The organism is Bacillus sp. CH_70 (assembly GCF_038007045.1).
Lineage (GTDB): Bacteria > Bacillota > Bacilli > Bacillales > Bacillaceae_G > Bacillus_A > Bacillus_A cereus.
The window spans coordinates 1,584,891-1,607,656 of sequence record NZ_JBBOWL010000001.1 but is presented as its reverse complement, the minus strand read 5'-3'; the positions used below and the strand labels follow the sequence as shown (position 1 = coordinate 1,607,656).

Below are 22,766 nucleotides of genomic sequence, written 5' to 3'. Positions count from 1 at the left end.
GTGATGGCTCTTACTTTTTTATCTTATGAATAAAAGGGCATTTCCCTTTTATTGGTTCTACATCGTCTCCTATGAAATATTGTTTCCATTCACGATGCTTTGGGTCACCATAATGACTAATGTTAGGATGTTTCGGCAATTGATCCCACTTTTCAACTCGCTCACGGACCATTTGTCTTGAATATGCTCCTTTAGGACGATCTCCCTCTAATCCATCAAAAATAGTGCGTGGCTGAAACCCAATAACGAGAGCATTCCCTAAATGTCTAGTTTTTCGTTGTTTATAAGCTGGCGCATTTCCAAATGCGAATATTGGCTCACCACCAAATGAAAATTCCCATAAATAATGGTCTGGATCTTCAGGAATTTGCTTTGGCCATGCTTGATCATCGTTTTCATGCAAATACTGTAGCACTTTCCAAAAAGAATCGCGGTAATATTCGAGTGATTGTTCTTCACATTCCGGTTCTATAAAAAGGAAAAAGCCCCTTCTTACAATCGGCCTCTCTTTCATTAACTCTAAAAAAGATAACATTGTATGCGGCAAATGACTCCAATCATTATGAGAAAGAAATGAATAACGAAGTTCATTCTTTTTCAAAGCTGTTAAACCGAAATAACATGGAAAAGTTGGTTCTAACACGACACTTGAAAAAATCTCAAATTCTTTTGCAACCCAATCCGGTATGTCGGTTCTCGTTCTTATTCCTTCATTATCTAATAAATAAGACTTATTCATTCTTTCACCTCATTATGTATAGCATTCAATTAAGAATATTACATACTCGGCCTGTCCTATACCTATTTAAAAATTTGACTGAAAAATTATTTAAAAATACAAAAAATAAAATCGCTTACTTGACTAAATTCTCCCAATTCGTGTATATTTAAATTAATCATTTAGCAGAATATTCAAGAATATAGCATTTTTAGTTTATATTATTTTTTAAATGAATTTCACTAAATGAAAATAGTAAACGCTTTTAGGAGGAATTATAACATGCAAGGAAAAGTAAAATGGTTTAACAACGAAAAAGGTTTTGGATTTATCGAAATGGAAGGCGCTGACGATGTATTCGTACATTTCTCTGCTATTCAAGGAGACGGCTACAAAGCTTTAGAAGAAGGTCAAGAAGTATCTTTCGACATTACTGAAGGTAACCGCGGACCTCAAGCTGCTAACGTAGTAAAACTTTAATCCAACATATAACAGGAGGTTACCTTACTTGGTAACCTCCTTTATTATTCCTTTGTATATTTCCGTTTTACAGAGCAAAAACTATGTGAAATGCGCAATATACAAAGGAGGCAGTAACAATGGGATCAGAAGTAAATGATTTTGAAGAAGTAAAATTCCGTGTAGAAACAGCACAAAAAATGGTAGGCTCAGCAACAATTTCAATGGATCCAGATACATTAGAGCATGCTACTACTGCAGTAGAAGCAGCTCGCTCACAGCTTGAAATTATGAAATCTGTTGCAGTAGATTTAGATGAACCATTTTTAATGAACGAGGAAAAGAAACTAAGCAAATGCGAGCAGCAATTAAACGAAGCAAAGCACTAAAAAAACATCCAGAGAATTTTCTCTGGATGTTTTTTCATGACAACTGTTCTCCATACTTTTTCAATGTTTCACCAACTGTACATTGCCTTATACAAAATGAATGAGCATAATACTTACTATTTGTCTTTCGATTATGTTCTCGCAAAAAACATCCTTCACAATACGTTTCTAATAAGTCATTTACCTCTGTAATGAGTTGCTTTTTATCCACCTTTGCACCTCTCTATTCGGTTATTTCTTTATGACTATCAATAACTGTTCCTTCTAATGCTTGCGTTGCTAATTGATGTGCTTCTTTATTTTGTTTTCTAGATATCGGTTCACATACAAGTTTTAATTTCATTTGCTTCGCCTTTTGTTCAATTTGATCTAAATAATGGTTTAAATGCTCATCATAACAAGGCCATTCTCCGGCTAATTGCTGCAGTACCACTTGTGAATCTCCGCGAAGTGTAACTGCTTCATACTTAATCCCTAGTTCCTCGAGTATATTCATACCGTATAATAATGATGCATATTCCGCTTCATTATTATCATATATACCTTCTATATATGCATTGCGGCGAATACGGTAGTTTGTATTTCCTTTTTTATAATACACACATATGCCAACGCCAGCTTCTTTCGTTTGCACATCATACCCCCCATCAAAATAAACGAGTATTTCTTGGGGCTCTTCCTCTACTTGCTTACTTAACTTTTTCATCTCTTTTAATGACCATTCTGCGTCCATTTCATCGTAAAATAAAAGTTCCTTAGCTCTTCCTGTTTTCTCAAAATCCTCTGCAAATTGAAGTACTTCTTCTATGTTCATATACTCTGTTGTTAATTCCGTCTGCAATCCACGCTTCGTTTTATACAACCAATGAATTTTATATTTCATACTACATTCCCCTTATGTAAGACTTCTTATATATATCCGGCTAATTGAAGCCTCACTTTATTTTATTATATTTTATCTAGAGTCACAGCATTATATTCAATATGATTACATACAAAAAGAGCTATCCCTATAGGAATAGCTCTTTCATCTATTACATAAATCTTTCAAATTGTACTCGCTTATTAATCCAGTACATTACAGGCATACCGATCGCCATGACAACAAATTCACCGATTGCACAAGTTAACCAAGACAACATAAATGGTAAACCCAATGCAAGATGAAGTTCAATTGCAATCATAAACATTGTAATCGTAAAGATAACTGTATTAAAAATCATACGAGCCCAAACACCTTTAATAAATCGCATAGAAATAATCGTTGCAACTAACGCAAGAATAGATTGCCCTACTCCAAATACTAAATCGTAAGCGATCATAGGTGAGAAAAAGAGATTCGTTAAAAATACACCTAATACAATTCCGTAAATTGCTTTCTTGTTAAATACAACGAGATGATTAAACATCTCTGAAATACGAAATTGTACATTCGTAAAGCCAAATGGCTGAATAAGCATAGAAACAGCAATATATAATGCCGCTAAAATACCATTACCGACTAAAGTTCTAATATTCATGACAAAATCTCCTTAGTTTTTTTACGTGGGATGGTTTCGAACCACGTTATTCGTTTTTTAAGCAACAAGATTATATTTTACGTGGTAGCCCCTCTTTCGTCAATAGATTCCTATCATAAACTACCTTTTTCCTTTTAGACAACGTATAATGAAACATATGAAAGATTTAGGAGGTTTCACTTCATGACAGCAACAATTCAAAATGAAAAAGTGATCGTTTCCATTTCTGACAAAGGTGCAGAATTACAGAGCGTTCGCTTAAAAGAAGACAACACAGAATATTTATGGCAAGGTGATTCTACTTATTGGGGACGCCGTGCACCAATTTTGTTCCCAATTGTCGGCCGATTAGTAGATAATACATACTACGTAGACGGTAAATCATATTCATTAACACAACACGGTTTCGCTCGTGATCTTACTTTCTCTGTGAAAGAACAAAGCGAAACAAAAATCACTTATATCGTTACTAGTAATGAAGAAACATTAAAAAAATACCCATACGAATTCGAACTACTCGTTTCTTATGAGCTAGATGGACAAATCGTTCATGTAGCATATGAAGTAAACAATCCTACTTCAAAAGAGATGTTCTTCTCAATCGGAGCACATCCTGGCTTCAACTTCCCTTTATTGGATGGTGAATCATTTACAGATTATCATTTATCGTTTAATGGTTCGGAACGCTTAGAAACAAGCGTATTAGAAGGACCTTATCTTTCAAACCAAAAGCAATTAATCGCTGAAAATACAACTGAATTGCCACTTACATATGATTTATTCAAAAATGATGCGCTTATTTTTGAAAATATGAATACGAATGAAATTTCGATTCGTTCTCATAAACATAATAAATTTGTAAAAGTAGAATTTGATGGCTTCCCATTTGTCGGCGTATGGACACCAGGGGATAACGCACCTTTCTTATGTATTGAACCTTGGTATGGAATCGCTGATGAAATAAATCCAGCAAAAGATTTCAAGGACAAAAAGGGAGTTCAATCGTTACAAGCGAATGAAACATTTACATGTTGTTATAGCATCACAATCGGATAACTACTCTATCCCCTACTTCAAAAAGCATTTAAGTAGGGGATAATCTTATAATTTGGAGGTTTCTCATTTTGATTGAAGTATATATTGATGGTGCATCAAAAGGAAATCCTGGTCCTTCTGGTGCAGGAGTGTTTATTAAAGGCGTTCAGCCGCCTGTACAATTATCATTACCACTTGGAACAATGTCCAATCATGAAGCAGAATACCGCGCTTTACTTCTAGCATTAAAATATTGCATCGAGCATAATTATAGCACTGTCTCTTTTCGTACAGATTCCCAGCTTGTCGAACGGGCTGTTGAAAAGGAATACGCAAAAAATAAAATATTTGCACCTCTTTTAGATGAAGCGCTGCAGTACATAAAAAACTTCGATCTCTTTTTTATTAAGTGGATTCCAAGTAGTCAAAATAAAGTAGCTGATGAATTAGCTAGAAAAGCTATCTTACAAAATTAACGGGGGTATGAGTGTGAAAAAAGAGTGGATTGCTCCTCTTGCTTTATTATTTGTCTCTTTTATTTGGGGAGCTACGTTTGTTGTCGTTCAAAACGCTATGTCTTTCGTTGGTCCATTTACGTTTAATGGTATTCGCTTTTTATTCGCTGGAATTATTTTATTATTCGTTCAAATTATTTTCTCACAAAAAACTTCAAAACAAGATATAAAACATAGTAGCACGGCAGGGATAATTGTTGGTTTTTTCTTATTTGTCGGTTATTTATTGCAAACATTTGGCTTACTCTATACAACATCTTCAAAAGCAGGTTTCTTAACTGGGCTAAGCATTGTTATGGTCCCAATCTTATCATTTATCTTTTTAAAACAAAAAGCCACCATTTTCATCGTACTTGGTATTGCTGTAGCTACAACAGGTTTGTACTTATTAACAGCTGCTGATTCTTTCCAATTAAATATAGGAGATATACTTGTTCTCGGTTGTGCAGTCGCTTTCGCTGCCCATATTCTTATTAACGGCTTCTTTTCTAAAAAAATATCACCTTTATTATTAAGCACATCTCAAGTATTAGCTGTTGGTATATTTTCTTCTATTTGCGCTTTCTTGTTTGAAGATTGGGAAAAGTTATTTTCCGTATCACTATGGACGAATCAATCCTTTTTATTCGCACTCTTTCTAACTGCCCTGTTTGCAACATCTATTGCTTTTTTCATTCAAACATCGGCACAAAAACACACTTCTCCAACGAGAGTAGCGATTATTTTCGCAATGGAGCCCGTTTTTGCTGCCTTAACAGGCGTTCTCGTTGCAAATGAACAACTTTCTATTTCTGCTATTATCGGATGTCTATGTATTTTCCTAGGCATGATTTTTGTTGAATTACCTTCCAAAACAAAAAAAGAAGCGCAGGCTGCGTGAAGTTACGCTTGTAACTTCCGCATAAAAGCCTTAGCGCTTTTTTTATCTGTAATTTCTTCTTCTTTCAATCGTTCTAATAACGCAACGAAATAACTACCATCAAACTGCAATTGATGTTTAATTGTCGCTTCTATTGCTGCGTTCACAATCCCATCAGAGGCACCAGTATATCCTTGTCCAAACATAATAAACCCCTGTGCTTCCTCTGATAATTTAAATCCTTTCGTATGTAAGAATGAAAGATAATCTTCTACTGTTTGCATGTTATTCCCACCTACTCAAAAATTCTCCATCTCCTATCATACATGTTTTTACACGCTATGAGAATGAAATTTCTTTGACAACTTTGTAAATCAATCTTCTACTTCGCTTACAATGGAGGATTTTCTAACAATCTGAAGGAATATGTAAAGTGGAACTTATTTCATATTAAAGGGGAGACACGATGAAACAAGCACTATTAATTATCGACGCTCAACAAGAATTAATTGATGGAAATGAGCAAGAAAATGAAGTTTTTCGTAAAACCGAGCTATTATCTACACTAAATATAGCACTGCAGAAAGCAATAGATTCAAATGCTCTTATTGTTTTCGTAAGAGATATCGATGTTGCTTCTGGTAGTGGCGAAGGATTTGAAGTACATAATCAAATTCAAGTACCCCAGTCTGCAATCCTTATTAATAAAGCAGCAACCAATTCATTCTACGGCACTTCTTTACTTGAACTTTTAAAAGAAGAAAACATTAATCATATTGTTATAGGCGGATGTAAAACAGAACATTGTATTGACACTGCCGTTAGGACAGCAACTGTACAAGGATTTGACGTTACATTAATTAAAAACGGGCATTCAACAACTGATTCTAACGTATTGTCTGCAGAACAAATTATTGGTCATCACAATAAAACTTTACACGGTCATTATAACGTTGATAATTTTTCTATGGTGAGAGATATCGAGGAAGACCTCTTTCAGCCAACTCATGACCAATATCGTGATTAAATTGGATAAAGTGAAACTTTAATCAGTGGTGGTTTGTTGATCCCCCACCTAACTTCTTTGCTTCCGCTGAATTTTTTGGGTGGGAGTCTTACTGCCCAGCAAATAGCGGGATAAAAAAAGAATCCTTCATTTAAAAGGATTCTTTTTTTATCCAAAAATTTGCGCTGCAATACTATATAGTTCACCATTTCTTTTTAATAACCGATTACTATTTTTCATCATAATTGGTGGTGTATTCACCTTTTTAAAACCAGCAATCTCTAATTCTTTCATAAAATCGTTCTTTCCTTCTGGTACATCCATTCTTAATTTTCCATTATGCCCTCTTGCTAAATCATGTACTATTCTCATTGCCATCGCATTATTTTTAGCAACGACTGGTCCTATTATTTTATTTTCTGGCGTTTGTATACTTATACCGTATCCTACTACATCTTCTTTCGTATCCTTTACAACGACACACTGCTCACTTTGCATAATTCTTTGTTTTAAAAACTCGTTTCGGCTTGTCCCAAATGCGCCTTCATCTATTTTTATTATTCCTTCTAAATCACCCTCTTTATAAACCATCATACATTCTTCATTTTCTGCACATTTATGATTCGCATTGTACGAGTTACAAATATATTTAGAGACATAGCTTACTACCCTAAATCCTAATTTTTCATATAAGGGCTTCCCTTCATCCGTAGCAATAAGCATAATTGGAGTTTGAGCTGATACGCTACTCATGCATGAATTCGTTATCACCTTTCCAATTCCTCTTCCCTTATAATCTGGATGTACAATTACCATTCCGATAGATGCCAACGCCTCCCCGTATAATATTATTGCTGCGCTAGCAATAAGTTCCTTTCGCTCATTCCATACGCCGTATACAATACCTGAGTTAAAAACTGTATCAATTTCTTCTCTGTTATAATCCCAGCCAATATAAGAAGATAATGCTACAATATCGCCTATTTGTTCTTTACTAAGATGCTCCACCCTAATTTCCAATTCAATCATACTCCATCCCCTTATCTAGACATTTAAATCATTATTACTAAATCAACTTGTACATGTTTCCATTCATTTGTCACATACATATGTTATTTTGACCAAGACTATATTGTAAATGAGGTGACAACATGCCCATTACGAATCGATTTTCTACCACCACTAACGGCGCACTCGCTATTACTGGAAATACTTTAGGCTTAAGTAAAATTAGTAATCAAAACCGTGCTGGTACAATCGGGGCAATTGGTGCATTCGCAACTACGAATACTGCTTTACAAGTACCTACTTTTCCTGCTGGTACAACGTTAAACTATACACAAAATAGTTCTACCGCTATTTTAAATATCCCTGCCGGTAGTACTATTCTTTACGCAGAACTCGTTTGGGGTGGAAACTATTTATCTCGTGATCAAAACATTACGAGTGTATTAGGAAATCCAGTTTCTTTTACAACACCTATTTCAACATACTCGATTACTCCTTCAGCTGTTACGGCTTCAAATCAAACATTTGTTTCAAACTCTATTACATTTGGCTTTTACACTCGTTCAGCAGACGTAACAACCCTTATTCAAGCGGGAGGTGCTGGTTCCTATACTACAGGCGCGGTTCCTGGACTTGTAGATCCTATAGATGCTTCTAATGGAACAATTAATTCGGCTGGATGGACGCTTATCGTCGCTTATCAAAACGGGACATTGCCAGCAAGAAACTTAACCATTTATGTAGCGGGTAACCGTGTTTCTGCTGATACCGGTAGTGCAGATGTAGCCGTTTCTGGATTTTTAACACCTTCAGGAGGACCTGTAAGCGGGAGATTATTTTTAAGTTCTATTGAAGGAGATGCAGATTTAATAGGGGATCAAGCATTATTTGGACCAAATTTCAGTTCATTAAATGCTTTATCTGGGCCAAATAATGCTGTAAATAATTTCTTCGGTTCTCAAGTTAATAATGCTGCAGGAAACTTAGATACAACTGGGACATTTGGAACGCGAAATCAAAGTGCTTCTACAGGTACAAACATCTCCGCTGGAAGACAGGGCTGGGATATTACTTCTATTGATATTTCTCCTTATTTAACAAACTCACAAGTATCCGCCGCAATCCGTTTAACTACTAACGGAGATGCATATATGTTAAATACAGTCGGCTTACAAATTAATATAAACTCCCCAAATATACAAGCAACGAAAAGCGTAAATAAAAGTGTTGCTGCAATTGGAGATATTCTCACTTATACAGTTACTATCCCTAACACCGGGCTTCTTCCTGCCAATAACGCTATTTTTATAGATAGCCTCCCTAACGGTACTTCTTTTATACCCGGCACTGTAACAGTAGATAACGTACCACAAACAAATGCAAATCCCGCGGCTGGTATATCTCTTGGAACAATTAATAATGGTACTTCTCGCACAGTAACTTTCCAAGCTACTGTCGTTTCTCTTCCAAGTCAAAATCCTATCTCTAACACTGCGAATATTACATTTCAATATACACCTATCGCTGGAGGAACAACCTTTAACGGTCTTGCAACAAGCAACTCTGCTGGAACACAAATTAACCTGGCAGATATTAATGGAACAAAATCAGTTAACAAACTTTTCACAGATATTGGTGAAACATTAACTTACAGTATTGCCCTAGCTAATATAGGAAATATTGCTGCAACAAATGTTATATATACGGATCCGATTCCTAGCGGGACTACTTTCATTCCAGGAAGTGTAACTGTGAACGGAGTTACTCAAGCTGGCGCAAATCCCGCTAATGGTATATCAATTGGATCAATTGCTGCAAATTCTACTACTACTATTTCATTTCAAGTATTTGTTCCTTCTATCCCCCAAACAAATCCAATATTAAATAGTGGTACAACAACATATCAATACATTCCTGTACCAAATCAACCTGCAGTAAGTGGGACTGATACGACCAATATCGTATCTACTCAAGTGAATAACGCTACTGTAACAATGGCAAAAGCAGTAGATAAAAATTTTGCAGATATTGGTGATACACTAACGTACACCGTTTCCTTTACAGGTACAGGTAATACAAATGCGAACAATGTTATTTTTACGGATGTCATTCCTACTGGAACAGCTTTCGTTCTAAACAGTTTAACAATAGATGGCACGACACAAGTGGGCGCAAATCCCGCTAGCGGTGTGAACATTGGATCCATCCCAAGCGGCACAATAAAAACTGTTGCATTTCAAGTAGTAGTAAACACAATACCCGCGTCAAATGTCGTATCTAACGGATCAAGCGCTTCTTATCAATATACCGTCAACCCTAGCCAATCTCCCGTTACAAAAAACATTTCTTCTAATCTCGTTTCCACTCAAATTAACAATGCGAATTTAACATTAACAAAATCAACTAACAAACAATTTGCCACAATTGGCGAAACGATAAGTTATACAATCCTTATTACAAACAGTGGAAATGCAGCCGCTAATAACGTTCAACTAACAGATCCACTTCCAAACGGAACGATATTGACTCTTGGTACTGTAACACTAAACGGAGTTTTGCAGAATGTAGATTCTCTCGTTGCTTTACCTATCGGCACAATTCCTGGTGGAGCTACTTTTACCTTATCCTTTCAAGTAACAGTCATTAACATTACTGCCCAAAACCCTATTATTAATAATGCTTTCGCCTCTTATATTTACACTGTAAATCCAAGTTTGCCACCGACTTCAAAAACAGCAAATTCTAATTCTGTTACATCAACAATTAGACTAGCAAATCTCCACGTTAATAAATCTGTAGATAAAACGTTTGCGGAAGTTGGCGATGTATTAACTTACACCTTTGCTCTTACTAACGATGGAAATGTTGCAGCGAACAATGTATTACTATCTGATTCAATTGCGAATGGAACCGCCTTTGTCCCAAACAGCGTTATAGTTAACAGTGTTACTCAGCCAGGCGTTACACCAGCTAGCATCAATATTGGTAGCATCAATGCTAATACTACAATTACAGCTTCATTCCAAGTAGTAATAACTAGCATTCCAAATCCAAACCCTATTTCAAATAGCGCTTCCATCTCCTATAACTTTATCGTTGATCCAAACACTTCACCTGTAAGTAAGAACACTACTTCAACCACTACATTTACTCAAGTAAACGATGCAAATGTCATTTCAGCCAAAACAGTGGATCGAGAGTTCGCTACCGTAGGGGATATATTAACTTATACTGTTACTTTGACGAATGCAGGAAGTGTTTCTGCTGATAGCCCTACTTTCGTAGATACGAATCCAGACGGTACTACCTTTATTCCAAACACTTTTCTTATTAATGGTGTACTTCAAAATAACGCAGATCCAAATATAGGTGTTCCGCTACCTTCCATTGCTGCTAACGGTTCACTTACCGTCTCTTATCAAGTAACCGTCACCTCTTTACCAACACAAAATCCAACATTAAATTCATCTAGTACACAGTATAGCTTTATTTTAAATCCGGGCGATCCACCAACTATAGAAACATCTGTAAGTAACACTGTAAGTACACAAATTAATTTAGCAAATGTCGTTATTGTCAAAGAAGTAGATTTAACTATCGCCGACGTCGGGCAACCAATCACATATACAATTTCTTTAGCTAATCTTGGCAATACTACAGCGAATAATGTTATTGTTACCGATATAATCCCTAATGGCACCACTATCGTTCCAAATAGTATTTTTATAGGTGGTGCTTTACAACTAGGTGCAGACCCTAGTGCCGGTCTTCAAGTGGGCTCCATTCCTTCGGGTGGTTTTACAACGATTGTGTTTCAAATAAGTGCAAATGGGCTACCTTCACCAAACCCAATTCAAAACAGCGCTTCACTTCAATATAGCTTTATCGCTGATCCAAACTTACCTGCTCTTGTTAGAAACACTGCTAGCAATATAGTAACTACACAAATTAATACTGCTAATATCGTTGCTACAAAACTAACGAGTACGAACTTCGCTGATGTCGGTGATGTCATACTATATGCGACTATTTTAACGAATAACGGGAATATTCCTGCTGCTAATGTAACATTTACAGATATCATTCCAGCGGGTACCCTCTTCATTCCTAATACTGTAACGATTAATAATGTCCCTATAGCTAATGCAAATCCTGCTAACGGCATTTCGATTGGTACGATAGGAGCGAATTCATCACGCACTGTTGCATTCCAAGTTTTTGTACCAACTATCCCTGCTGTAAACCCAATTACAAATCAATCAGGCACAACATTCCAATATACGTATGATCCATCCAAACCAGCTGTAATGCAGATGGTTGCTTCTAACACTGTACAGACAACTATTAATAACGCCTCAATTGCCGCTACTAAATCGGCAGATAAACAGTTTGCTAACGTAAATGATATTATTACGTACACAACTACTTTAACGAATAACGGGAACACACTTGCATCAAATGTAATATTTACAGATGTAATTCCAAACGGGACATCGTTCATTCCTAATAGTGTTACTGTAAACGGGAATACACTGCCTAATGTCAATCCAGCAAGCGGAATTGCAATCGACCCAATAAATTCGAATGCAAATACAATCATCTCATTCCAAGTACAAGTAAATTCTATCCCGAACCCAAATCCAATCCCGAACCAAAGCAATACAACGTACCAGTATGTCGTAGATCCTAACTTACCTCCAGCATCCGCCAATACGTTAAGTAACGTAATAACAACTCAAATTAATAACGCTAATATTGTCGCTACTAAGTCTGTGAATACACCGACAGCTGCAATTGGTGATATTGTTACCTATACGATTGCAGTAACAAATACAGGTAATATCCCTGCTAGTGCAACTGTTTTAACAGATGGGCTTGGCGCAGGAGCTTCATTTATCCAAAACTCCGTAACTATCAATAATGTTCCACAACCAGGATTAGATCCATCACTTGGTGTTCACTTGGCAGATATTTCGCCAGGAGATACTGTATTCATTACTTTTCAAGCACAAATTTTAGCGATACCACCTAGTGGCACATTAACAAATAATGCTCTTGTAAATTATGAATATACCGTGAACCCAAACCAATCTCCTGCTGTTGGTAGCACCGTAACAAATACAACAGTTACACCAATTATTGACGCTACTTTAGTAATAAATAAAAGCGCTAGTACAACTTTCGCTACAATTGGTGATACAATTACATTCACTTCAGCTGTTACAAACAACGGAAATACTACTGCGAACAACATTATTTTTACTGATACAATTCCAAACGGTACTACCTTTATCCCAAATAGCTTTAAGATAAATGGTGTAACCGTTCCGAATGCAAATCCACAAAACGGTATCAATATTGGTAACTTGAATTCAAATGCATCTGCTACACTCAGTTTTCAAGTAAACATTACAACACTTCCAAACCCTAATCCAATCCCGAATAAATCATCGCTTCAATATAGCTTTATTGTAGATATAAATGAACCGCCAGTTTCACGAACAGTTCAATCTAATAAAACCTTTACACAAGTAAATACTGCTTCTGTTATCGCAACAAAAACTGCAAGCAGTGCTTTTGCTGCTGTTGGAGATACAATTACGTATACAACTACCCTCACCAATAGCGGAAATACTACCGCAAACACACCTGTTTTTATCGATATATTACCACCTGAACTTTCATTCGTTCCTGATAGCGTACAAATTAATACCATCCCACAACTTGGATTTAGACCAGATAGCGGGATTTCTTTAGACTCAATTCCAGTTGGAGGAACGACAACAATTAGCTTTCAAGCTATCGTTGGCTCAATACCAGTTACAAATCCAACTTTGAACCAGTCTAGCACGACATACTCGATCATTGTTGATCCTACCCAGCCGCCGGTGACAGAAACAGCTACAAGTAATCCAACTTTAGTTCAAATTAACGAAGCGATTATTCAAGCAACGAAAAGTGTGGATCGACTATTTTCTGACGTAGCACCTGGAAATTCATTTTTAACGTATACTGTTTTATTGGAGAATATAGGAAACACAACTGCTACGAATATCATTTTTACAGATCCAATTCCAAATAATACAGTGTTTATAGAGGATAGCGTTCGAGTAGGCGGGGTTTTATTACCTGGGGTAAATCCCGCGAATGGGATACCAATTGGGGATATTATTGCAGGAGATTTTACAAACGTTACCTTCCGTGTGCAAGTAGTTAGCATTCCAAATCCAATTTTCACAATTGGACCTGGGGGGCCAAACTCACCAGTTGTAAACGGAGCTTCCATTGATTATCAATTTATGACAGGACCTAATTTACCACTCGTTTCAAGAAATACGACATCTAATCCCGTTTCGACACAAATAAATTCTGGGGAAATTGTGGCAATCAAATCTGTAGATAAAACTTTCGCAACAATTGGCGATACAATTTCTTATACGATTACATTAAATAACCCTGGAAATGTCACTTCACAAAATATAATTTTCACAGATATTTTACCTGACGGAACGACATTCATATCTGGCACTCTTACAAACGATTCTGGTACACAGCAAATCGGAAATCCAGCTAACGGGATTCAGATTGGAAATATAAACCCAAATGGAACGGCCGTTATTACCCTCAACGTACTTGTTACAAACATTCCAAGTATAAATCCAATTTCTAATTCTAGTTCTGTACAATTTTCACATGTGGTCGACCCTAGCCAACCTGCCGTATCACAAACGAATGTATCTAATACGGTTTCGACAACTATTAACAGTGCGATATTAACAACCCAAAAAAGTGTGGATAAATCTATTATTTCCGTCGGGGATACACTTACGTATACAACAACTATTACAAATACAGGAAATACACCAGCTACAAATATAACTTTTACAAGTGCAATTCCTCCTAGTACTACTTTTATACCAGATTCCGTCACAATAAATGGCATCCAACAGCTTGGTGCACAGCCAGCACTCGGAGTAAATATACCAAATATCGCGCCTGGTGAAACAGTAACTGTTACCTTCCAAGTAAATGTTATTTCTGTTCCTCCTTCAAGTTCAATTATGGGTAACGATACAATTTTATATTCTTATACTGTTGATCCAAACGGAACTCCTGCTACTACTTCTACTTCAACGAATATTGTCACAAACCCAGTATTAGATGCTATGATAACGATGATAAAATCGGTCGATCAAACACTTGTAACACTAGGCGATACTATTACCTATACGACAATTTTAACGAATAACGGCAATACAAATGCAACGAATATTACTTTCACTGATCTTATACCAGATGGCACAACATTTATTACTGACAGCGTTACAATAAATGGAATCACACAAATTGGATTGAATCCTAATACAGGCATAACGATTGGATCAATTGCCCCTAACAGCTCAATATCTATAGCATTTCAAGTGACCGCTACTTCTACCCCTGTTCAAAATCCTATTGCCAATTCCGCTACTGCTTCTTACACATTTATCGCTGATCCAAATGCACCGATTGTTTCAAGAAATGTTACTTCAAACACAACGTTTACTACAATTAATACTGCTACCATTCTTTCATCGAAACAAGTTGATAAAGCTTTTAGCCACATCGGAGATACACTCACTTATACTGTCACTTTAACAAACAATGGAAATTCCTCCGCACAAAATGTTATTTTCACAGATGCTATGTCGAGCGGAACGACATTTATTACAAATTCATTTTCTATTAATGGAATTCCTCAAAGTGGTGCAGATCCAACAAACGGTGTAAATATTGGGCCGATAACAGCTGGGGCTACAGTAACTGTTTCATTCCAAGTAAATGTGACGTCATTACCAACCCAAAACCCAATTGTAAATTTCTCATCAACATCGTACCAATTAGTCTCACCACCTGATGCAGAAACTTCAATTAGTAATCCTGTTTCAACACAAATTAAAGAAGCAATATTATCTATGACGAAAAATGAAAGTGTATCCTTTGCTGATATCGGGCAAACTGCTTTTTATACTACTTCTATTACCAATATAGGCAATACCGATGCAACTAATATAGTATTCACAGATGCATTACCAAGTGGACTCACATTTGTTCCTAACACATTAACGGTCGATGGCGTTTTACAACCGAATGCGAATCCAAATACAGGCGTATTACTTGCAACACTTCCACCAAATGAAATATATAGTATCGTCTTTCAAGTTACGGTGAACAGCATCCCACCTATTAATCCTGCACCAAATACAGCAGCAACGACGTATGAGTTTACTGTTGATCCTGTTAATCCTCCCATTTCAAGTGCAGCTACTTCCAACACTACACTTCTTCAAATAAACAACGCAACTATTATTAGCACAAAAACAGCAGATCTTACTTTCGCGGATATTGGTAATACAATAACATTTACACTTAACCTCCCTAATACCGGGAATACGGCTGCAACTGATGTAACTATTATCGATATTCTTGATAGTAATTTAAGTTTCGTTCCAAATAGTTTCACAGTTAATGGGCAAACCATTCCAAACGCTGATTTATCTACTGGTGTAAATATTGGTTCCATTAACGGCGGTAATGCAGCAATCGTCACATTCCAAGCAACTGTTACCACACTTCCTACACTTAATCCTATTTCTAATTCTGCTTCTATCACATATCATTATGTCGTTGATCCTAGCCAACCATCTATTACAACGTCCAATCAATCTAATACAACGACCACACAAATTAATAGTGCTATTCTTACTGCACAAAAAAATTCAAATGTATCTACGGTAGATATCGGGCAGGATATTACCTACACCGTTACAATTACAAATAGCGGCAATGTTAGTGCAACAAATGTTATTTTTACCGACCTTATTCCAGACGGAACTTCATTTGAACCGAATAGTTTTACACTGAACGGAACTAGCATCCCAAATGCAAATATCATTACAGGCGTTCCAATTGGTGATATTGCGCCAAACCAGTCTGTAATCGTAGCATTTCACATTAATGCCAATGAAATTCCACCTATAAATCCAATTACTAATCAAGCTAGCGTTAGCTTCCAGCATATCGTTAATCCAGCTAATCCTCCAGTTTCAAAAAACATTGCTTCTAATAGCGTTTCAACACAAATTGAAAGTGCAATTTTAAACACTACTAAAATAGGAGATAAAACATTTGCAACGATCGGTGATACGATTACGTATACAACAACGATTACGAACACAGGAAATATTCCAGCTAACAATGTTGTATTCTCAGACCCTATACCATCGTGGACACAATTTGTTGTAGGATCAGTTGTTGTTGATGGAACTCCATTACCATCCGCTTCTATCATTGACGGCGTTGGCATAAATACAATAACTCCAAATCAAATCGTAACAATCGTATTCCAAGTTCAAATTGTAAGCAATCCAACAACGCTCACACCTGAACTCCAAAACTTAGGATTTGTTAACTTCCAATATAACGTAGGCAATGCATTACAGGCTCAACCTGGCAATGTGGAAACGAACGTCTTCGTTACCTCTATTAATTCAGCAATACTTTCAGCTGTAAAAACTGCTAATACAGCCTTTGCAAATATTGGAGATACGATCACTTATACAGTTTTGATTCAAAATAGCGGCAATACAAATGCAACGAATGTAAATTTCTCAGACATGGTTCCAGCAGGTACGACCTTTGTTGAAAATAGTTTTGCTGTAAATGGAAGTACCATTCCAGGCGCAAATCCAAATAATGGAGTTAATGTCGGAACAGTTAGCGTAGGTAGTTCCTTAACCGTTACTTTCCAAGTCATAGTTACATCAACTCCACCTTCAAATCCGATTACAAACGTAGCATCTATTCAATACGCATTCATCGTTGATCCGGCCTCTCCTCCTGTTACAGGCACGATAAATTCTAATAGCGCTTCAACACAAATTAATAACGCAACTGTTACAACTGTTTTACAAGCAAATCGAACAATCGTATCTATTGGAGATGTAATTACGTATACAGCGACATTAACAAATACTGGAAACTTTCCTGCAAACTCTGTATTACTCATTAACGGAGTTCCTGAAGGAGCATTATTTGTTCCAAATAGTGTTACGCTCAACGGAATTTCACTTCCAGATGCAAGTCCAACTCTCGGTATTCCAGTTGGTATTATCGCACCAGGTGATTCTGCTACTATTACGTTCCAATTTCTTGCAAGTTCTATCTCGCCGCAAGGAGCGATTATAAATCAAGCACTTACAAGTTACACGTATATTGTCGATCCAAGTCAACCTCCAGTTACAGCAACATCCTCATCTAATACAGTTAATACAGCTGTTGTTGATGCATCATTATCCGCAATTAAAAGTACAGATTCTCTCGTACAATCTACTGACGGTACAATCACTTACACAGTAGTCGTTCAAAATAACGGAAATACTACTGCAAATACAGTTACTTTAACAGATTTGGTCCCAGAAGGAACTGCATTTATTCCGAATAGCGTAACTATTAATAGCGTTTCCGTTCCAGATGCTGATCCTAACGTAGGAATACCATTAAACTCCATCACACCGTCAGAAATCGTCACTGTAACATTCCAGGTTATCGTTCAATCTATTCCAAGCGTGAACCCAATTTCTAATACAGCCCGTATTGACTACACTTTTATCGCCGATCCAACTGCTCCTATCATCTCTCGAACAATTACGTCTAATCCCGCTTTCACACAAATTTCAGATGCGACTATCCTTTCTTTAAAAGGAGTCAATGCACAACAAGCAACAACAGGTGATATTTTGACTTATACGATAACACTAGAAAATACCGGAAATATTCCAGCTACTAATCTCATATTTTCAGATACTATTCCCCAAAATACTACATTCGTAGAAAATAGTTTTACACTTAATGGAACAACTATACTTGGTGCCAATCCAAATGTAGGTGTTACTTTGCCTACCCTAGTAGCAAACGCTACTCATCTTATTTCGTTCCAAATTCTTATTAACGATTCATTCTCGCAAGAATCGATTACAAATCAATCCAATACAACATATACAATCCAACCAGACCCAGGGCAACCGCCTATTAGTGAAACATCTACTAGTAATATCGTCATTACAAATTTCGTGCAAGCTCAATTGACAATTACAAAAACATCCAATCCAACAACTGTAGATATCGGTGGAACTATACTTTATATTTCTGAAGTGAAAAATATCGGTAATGTTGACGCAATAAATATTAATTTCACAGATTCTATTCCAACTGGGACTACATTCGTTCCCGATAGTGTCACAATTAACGGTGTCCTTCAGCCAGGTGTAAATCCTGAAAACGGAATACCAATTGGAACAATTCCAGCAAACAGTTCCAAAACGATACTATTTCAAGTGCAAACAAATAATCCACCGAATGAAACTGAAATTGTAAATCAATCTTCAGCAACTTACCAATATGTAAGTATTCCTACAGCCCCACCAGTAAATCGCTCTGCAAATTCTAACATTGTTACAACATCACTTCAAAATGCAAATATTATTTCTGTTAAAAGTGCGGATGTAAATTTCGTATCAATCGGGCAAATGATTACCTACACAAATACACTTCAAAATATAGGAACCGTTCCGGCTAACAATATCGTGTTCATTGATAACATTCCAGAAGGTACTATATTCATTGAAGATAGCTTAGCAATAAATAATGTAATTCAGCCTGGCGTGAATCCTGAAAACGGAGTAACTCTCGGCACGATACAACCAAATGAAACAGTCACTATTTCATTCCAAGTACAACTTACAAATATACCAGAGGGCAATACAGTCATTAATATTTCAGACACTTCGTACGAATACCAAATTGACCCTAGTTCTCCAATTATTCAGCGTAGATCGTTATCAAATGCAGTAAATACTGAAGTGCGAACGGCAAATGTTAGTGCAATTAAATCCGCTAACAGATCCATTACACGTATCGGTCAAATCATCACATATACAGTCGCAGTTACAAACGCCGGTACAATACCTATTACAAATACTCTCCTACTTGACGCAATTGCTTCTGGCACCACATTCGTTCCAAATAGCATTCTTGTAGATGGCGTACCAAGACCTAACGAAAATCCAATTACCGGTATCAATCTTGATATAATTCTTCCAAATAATACGATTATCGTTACGTTCCAAGTAAGCGTAGTTTCTATACCGCCACAAAATAACATTAATAATATCGCCGTCATTCACTATGAGTATCGACCAGACCCAAGCACACCACCAATTTCAGAAACGACCTCTTCCAATGCTACAAACATACAATTTATTGATGCTATTCTTATTGCTACAAAATCTGCTAATACTGTATTAGCTACTATTGATGAAACCATTGAATATACAGTATTCATTCAAAATAATGGATCGGCTACAACTAACTCCATCTTTTTTACAGATACTATAGCAGATGGAACAGTATTTATTCCAGGAAGTGTAATAGTTAATAATACTGTACTTCCTGCAGCAGATCCGAATATCGGCTTTTCCATCCCTAATGTCGCAGCAGGTCAAATGGCTACAATAACATTCCAAGTTTCCGTTACGAATTTACCTACTGTAAATCCAACACCTAATACTGCAAACATCGCCTACGACTTTATTTTCAATCCTGACTTTGCACCAATTCAAAAATCTACTACTTCCAATACTACTTTCGTTCAAATTAATGATGCTGATATCGTTTCACTTAAAACTGTTGATTTGACCTCTATAACAATTGGTGACATTTTAACTTATACAACAACTTTAACGAATACAGGGAATACGGATGCCACTGCTGTTGTATTTACAGACAATATACCTGATGGAACAACTTTTATTGACGGTAGCGTTTTAGTAAATAACATTCCTCAGCTTAACGCCAATCCAGGTGCAGGTATACTTGTAGGAACGATTGCTCCTAATATTTCTATCCCAGTCACATTTTCTGTTACCGTCGTAGCTCTCCCAACTAGCGGTCATATTCAAAATCAATCAACTTCTCGTTATACAATAAACGTGGAAGAACAAATATCGACTAGCAATATTACCTCCACTGAAGTTATTTCTGCTAATGTAATTGCGACAAAAACAACGCCTATCCAATATGCTGACTTACAAACTATCATCCCTTATACAATTTCCATCATAAATAACGGAAATATACAAGTCGAAAACATTATTGTTACAGATATCATCCCAGCAAATACGAGCTTTATAGAGAATAGTGTTATCGTGAACGGCAATGCTCGGCCAAATGACAACCCTCTTAACGGTATACAAATTGATAACATTCCGCCTAATACGACAGCAACTATTCTATTCCAAGTACGGGTTACTTCGATTCCACAAACAAATCCAATCTCTAACACGAGTACAGTTGAATACCAATACACGGTACCAGATCGACCACCTATTACCGAAACTATTATTTCATCAGCTGCTTTAACAGAAATTAATCACGCGAATTTGAATAGTAATAAAGCTGTTGATCTTGCATTTGCAACGGTTGGTGATACGTTAACGTATACGATTACACTAAATCAAACCGGTAATGTTGCAGTAAATGATGTAATCATTCAAGATATTATTCCTCAAGGTACTACGTTTATAGAAAATAGCGTCATTGTAAACGGAGAAACTCTTCCAGGAGCGAATCCAGTAAGCGGCATACCAATTGGTACTATAACTATTGGTGGAGATGCTATCGTTTCATTCCAAGTAACTGTGACTTCTATTCCAACACCAAATGAACTAAACAACAACGCAATTACTACTTTTAACTATATAGTCAACCCAAATAACGTACCCGTTACAAATACGACTACAACAAATACCGTCACAACTACTGTCCAAAATGATAATGTCATTGCCATAAAATCTGTTGATGTAACGAATGCCTTACCTGCTCAAACTTTAACGTATACAATTACGATTATGAATAGCGGTAATGTAACGATTGAAGACCTTCTTGCTATAGACACCGTACCAATAGATACGACTTTTGTTGCTGGTAGTGTTACGATTAACGGAATCAATCAGCCTAATGAGAATCCTGAAAATGGTATTACGTTAGGAAATCTTGCTCCTAATGACTCTGTTATTATTACGTTCCAAGTGACAATATCTTCTTCTACTCTTCAACCTACAATTAATAACGATGCTTCTGTTTCCTATACCGTTATCATTGATCCAACAAAACCACCTATTAAAATTACAAAGCAAACAAATACCGTTACAACGACAGTCATTGATCCGATGGTTCGTATTGAAAAAACAACTGACAAATCTATTGTCGTTATAGGAGATATCATTACATTCACATTAGCGGTATTTAATCACTCCCCAATTCCGACAATCAGTACTTCTGTTATAGACACAATTCCAGTTGGTACAACATTTATAGAAAACAGCGTAACAATTAACGGTACTCCCGTTCCAAATGTTCGTCCAGACACTGGTATTAATATCGGCTCTTTACCTGCAGATTCAGTAGCAACTATAACATTCCAAGTTCTCGTAACTTCTATTCCTTCAAATAGTACAATTATAAATTCTGCAACAGTTACCGCTGCCTTTCAATTGACACCACAGGATCCAATTATTACTTTCATTGTTAATTCAAATATCGTTCGTATACCAGTTCAATTTATAACTACAACAGTCACGAAAAATGCTTCCGTCAGCTCAGCTTATTTAAATCAATATTTTGATTACACGGTGCGTATTACAAATACTTCCGAAATTTCACTCTCAAATATTTCTTTACAAGATACCATTCCAGCAGGTTTACAATTTATAAACGGCACTGTCTTTATTAACGGTGAACGCTCTCCACTAGCGAATCCGAATATCGGTTTCCTAGTTGCCACTAATTTAGAGCCAAACGAAACAATTATCGTGTTATTCACAGTACAAGTAATAAGTCCACCTGTTAATAATCAATTTAAAAATACGGCCAATATTTCGTTACAACTTCAAGTCTCGCCTACCGATCCACCAATTACAGTAACCGTTACAAGTAACGAAAATATCGTCACCTTTGTTCCAGAAAATCCAGATGAAACACTTCCAAATTTAAATTGCTTCTTTGACGGTGAACGCTTCATTCGCATTACTCCTCGAAATGTACGAAATTACCTTTGGACTTGGATTTGGTGGAAGTAATTGAAACAAAAAAGAGATTGTAGTTTGGTTGAAACCAAATTACAATCTCTTTTTCATTACCTATATCCCACTACGTTGTAA

General features: G+C 36.5%; 13 protein-coding genes and 1 riboswitch. Of the genes, 7 read left to right on the top strand and 6 right to left on the bottom strand.

Going from position 1 to position 22,766, the window contains the following annotated elements; translation table 11 throughout:
• Nucleotides 1-10: 10 nt before the first annotated feature.
• Nucleotides 11-739: a YqcI/YcgG family protein gene (locus N2V79_RS08275; protein WP_199630538.1), complete on the bottom strand. Its 729-nt coding sequence runs from the start codon at nt 737-739 to the stop codon at nt 11-13.
• A 261-nt stretch (nt 740-1,000) separates the two neighbouring features.
• Here N2V79_RS08275 and cspB point away from each other — a divergent pair, with 261 nt between their 5' ends.
• Nucleotides 1,001-1,198, top strand: a complete 198-nt coding sequence (gene cspB / locus N2V79_RS08270) for a cold shock-like protein CspB (RefSeq protein WP_001161731.1) — start codon at nt 1,001-1,003, stop codon at nt 1,196-1,198.
• 119 nt (nt 1,199-1,317) lie between these two features.
• On the top strand, nt 1,318-1,566 hold the full coding sequence (locus tag N2V79_RS08265; protein ID WP_000534400.1) for a DUF2564 family protein: 249 nt from the start codon (nt 1,318-1,320) through the stop codon (nt 1,564-1,566).
• 34 nt (nt 1,567-1,600) lie between these two features.
• On the opposite strand, the gene N2V79_RS08260 is transcribed toward N2V79_RS08265, so the two are convergent.
• The 3 genes from N2V79_RS08260 to N2V79_RS08250 all read right to left on the bottom strand — a co-directional run bounded on the left by N2V79_RS08260 (nt 1,601) and on the right by N2V79_RS08250 (nt 3,086).
• On the bottom strand, nt 1,601-1,777 hold the full coding sequence (locus N2V79_RS08260; protein WP_000358801.1) for a zinc-finger domain-containing protein: 177 nt from the start codon (nt 1,775-1,777) through the stop codon (nt 1,601-1,603).
• Nucleotides 1,778-1,789: 12 nt separating this feature from the next.
• Complete coding sequence (locus N2V79_RS08255) at nt 1,790-2,449, bottom strand: ribonuclease H family protein (protein WP_000875548.1); 660 nt, start codon at nt 2,447-2,449, stop codon at nt 1,790-1,792.
• A gap of 151 nt (nt 2,450-2,600) precedes the next feature.
• The gene (locus N2V79_RS08250; RefSeq protein WP_001026474.1) at nt 2,601-3,086 is read right to left on the bottom strand and encodes a QueT transporter family protein; all 486 of its coding nucleotides are present in this window, start codon (nt 3,084-3,086) and stop codon (nt 2,601-2,603) included.
• Between the two features lie 6 nt (nt 3,087-3,092).
• A riboswitch (PreQ1 riboswitch) is annotated at nt 3,093-3,137 on the bottom strand.
• Nucleotides 3,138-3,269: 132 nt separating this feature from the next.
• Between N2V79_RS08250 and N2V79_RS08245 the strand changes: the two genes are divergently transcribed.
• The 3 genes from N2V79_RS08245 to N2V79_RS08235 all read left to right on the top strand — a co-directional run bounded on the left by N2V79_RS08245 (nt 3,270) and on the right by N2V79_RS08235 (nt 5,516).
• Nucleotides 3,270-4,142, top strand: coding sequence for an aldose 1-epimerase family protein (locus N2V79_RS08245; RefSeq protein ID WP_088053945.1), 873 nt, complete (start codon nt 3,270-3,272; stop codon nt 4,140-4,142).
• 68 nt (nt 4,143-4,210) lie between these two features.
• On the top strand, nt 4,211-4,597 hold the full coding sequence (locus N2V79_RS08240) for a reverse transcriptase-like protein (RefSeq protein WP_000573877.1): 387 nt from the start codon (nt 4,211-4,213) through the stop codon (nt 4,595-4,597).
• A 13-nt stretch (nt 4,598-4,610) separates the two neighbouring features.
• Entirely contained in the window at nt 4,611-5,516 is a 906-nt protein-coding gene (locus N2V79_RS08235) for a DMT family transporter (RefSeq protein WP_000712599.1), read from the top strand.
• 2 nt (nt 5,517-5,518) lie between these two features.
• Here N2V79_RS08235 and N2V79_RS08230 read toward each other — a convergent pair whose 3' ends face one another.
• Complete coding sequence (locus N2V79_RS08230; RefSeq protein WP_001195212.1) at nt 5,519-5,779, bottom strand: DUF6123 family protein; 261 nt, start codon at nt 5,777-5,779, stop codon at nt 5,519-5,521.
• 182 nt (nt 5,780-5,961) lie between these two features.
• Here N2V79_RS08230 and N2V79_RS08225 point away from each other — a divergent pair, with 182 nt between their 5' ends.
• Complete coding sequence (locus tag N2V79_RS08225; RefSeq protein WP_000806323.1) at nt 5,962-6,522, top strand: cysteine hydrolase family protein; 561 nt, start codon at nt 5,962-5,964, stop codon at nt 6,520-6,522.
• A 147-nt stretch (nt 6,523-6,669) separates the two neighbouring features.
• On the opposite strand, the gene N2V79_RS08220 is transcribed toward N2V79_RS08225, so the two are convergent.
• Nucleotides 6,670-7,530 carry a GNAT family N-acetyltransferase gene (locus tag N2V79_RS08220; protein WP_088053946.1) on the bottom strand — a complete coding sequence of 287 codons (861 nt, stop codon included), beginning with the start codon at nt 7,528-7,530 and terminating at the stop codon, nt 6,670-6,672.
• Between the two features lie 122 nt (nt 7,531-7,652).
• On the opposite strand from N2V79_RS08220, the gene N2V79_RS08215 reads away from it, so the two are divergent.
• The gene (locus tag N2V79_RS08215) at nt 7,653-22,685 is read left to right on the top strand and encodes a DUF11 domain-containing protein (protein WP_340719769.1); all 15,033 of its coding nucleotides are present in this window, start codon (nt 7,653-7,655) and stop codon (nt 22,683-22,685) included.
• The last annotated feature ends 81 nt before the right edge of the window (nt 22,686-22,766 follow it).

What these genes read in the sequence shown, in the direction of transcription:
- cspB (WP_001161731.1), top strand. Translation starts at nt 1,001, where the DNA reads ATGCAAGGAAAAGTAAAATGGTTTAACAACGAAAAAGGTTTTGGATTT.
- N2V79_RS08265 (WP_000534400.1), top strand. Translation starts at nt 1,318, where the DNA reads ATGGGATCAGAAGTAAATGATTTTGAAGAAGTAAAATTCCGTGTAGAA.
- N2V79_RS08230 (WP_001195212.1), bottom strand. Translation starts at nt 5,779, where the DNA reads ATGCAAACAGTAGAAGATTATCTTTCATTCTTACATACGAAAGGATTT.
- N2V79_RS08225 (WP_000806323.1), top strand. Translation starts at nt 5,962, where the DNA reads ATGAAACAAGCACTATTAATTATCGACGCTCAACAAGAATTAATTGAT.
- N2V79_RS08250 (WP_001026474.1), bottom strand. Translation starts at nt 3,086, where the DNA reads ATGAATATTAGAACTTTAGTCGGTAATGGTATTTTAGCGGCATTATAT.
- N2V79_RS08220 (WP_088053946.1), bottom strand. Translation starts at nt 7,530, where the DNA reads ATGATTGAATTGGAAATTAGGGTGGAGCATCTTAGTAAAGAACAAATA.
- N2V79_RS08275 (WP_199630538.1), bottom strand. Translation starts at nt 739, where the DNA reads ATGAATAAGTCTTATTTATTAGATAATGAAGGAATAAGAACGAGAACC.
- N2V79_RS08255 (WP_000875548.1), bottom strand. Translation starts at nt 2,449, where the DNA reads ATGAAATATAAAATTCATTGGTTGTATAAAACGAAGCGTGGATTGCAG.
- N2V79_RS08215 (WP_340719769.1), top strand. Translation starts at nt 7,653, where the DNA reads ATGCCCATTACGAATCGATTTTCTACCACCACTAACGGCGCACTCGCT.
- N2V79_RS08245 (WP_088053945.1), top strand. Translation starts at nt 3,270, where the DNA reads ATGACAGCAACAATTCAAAATGAAAAAGTGATCGTTTCCATTTCTGAC.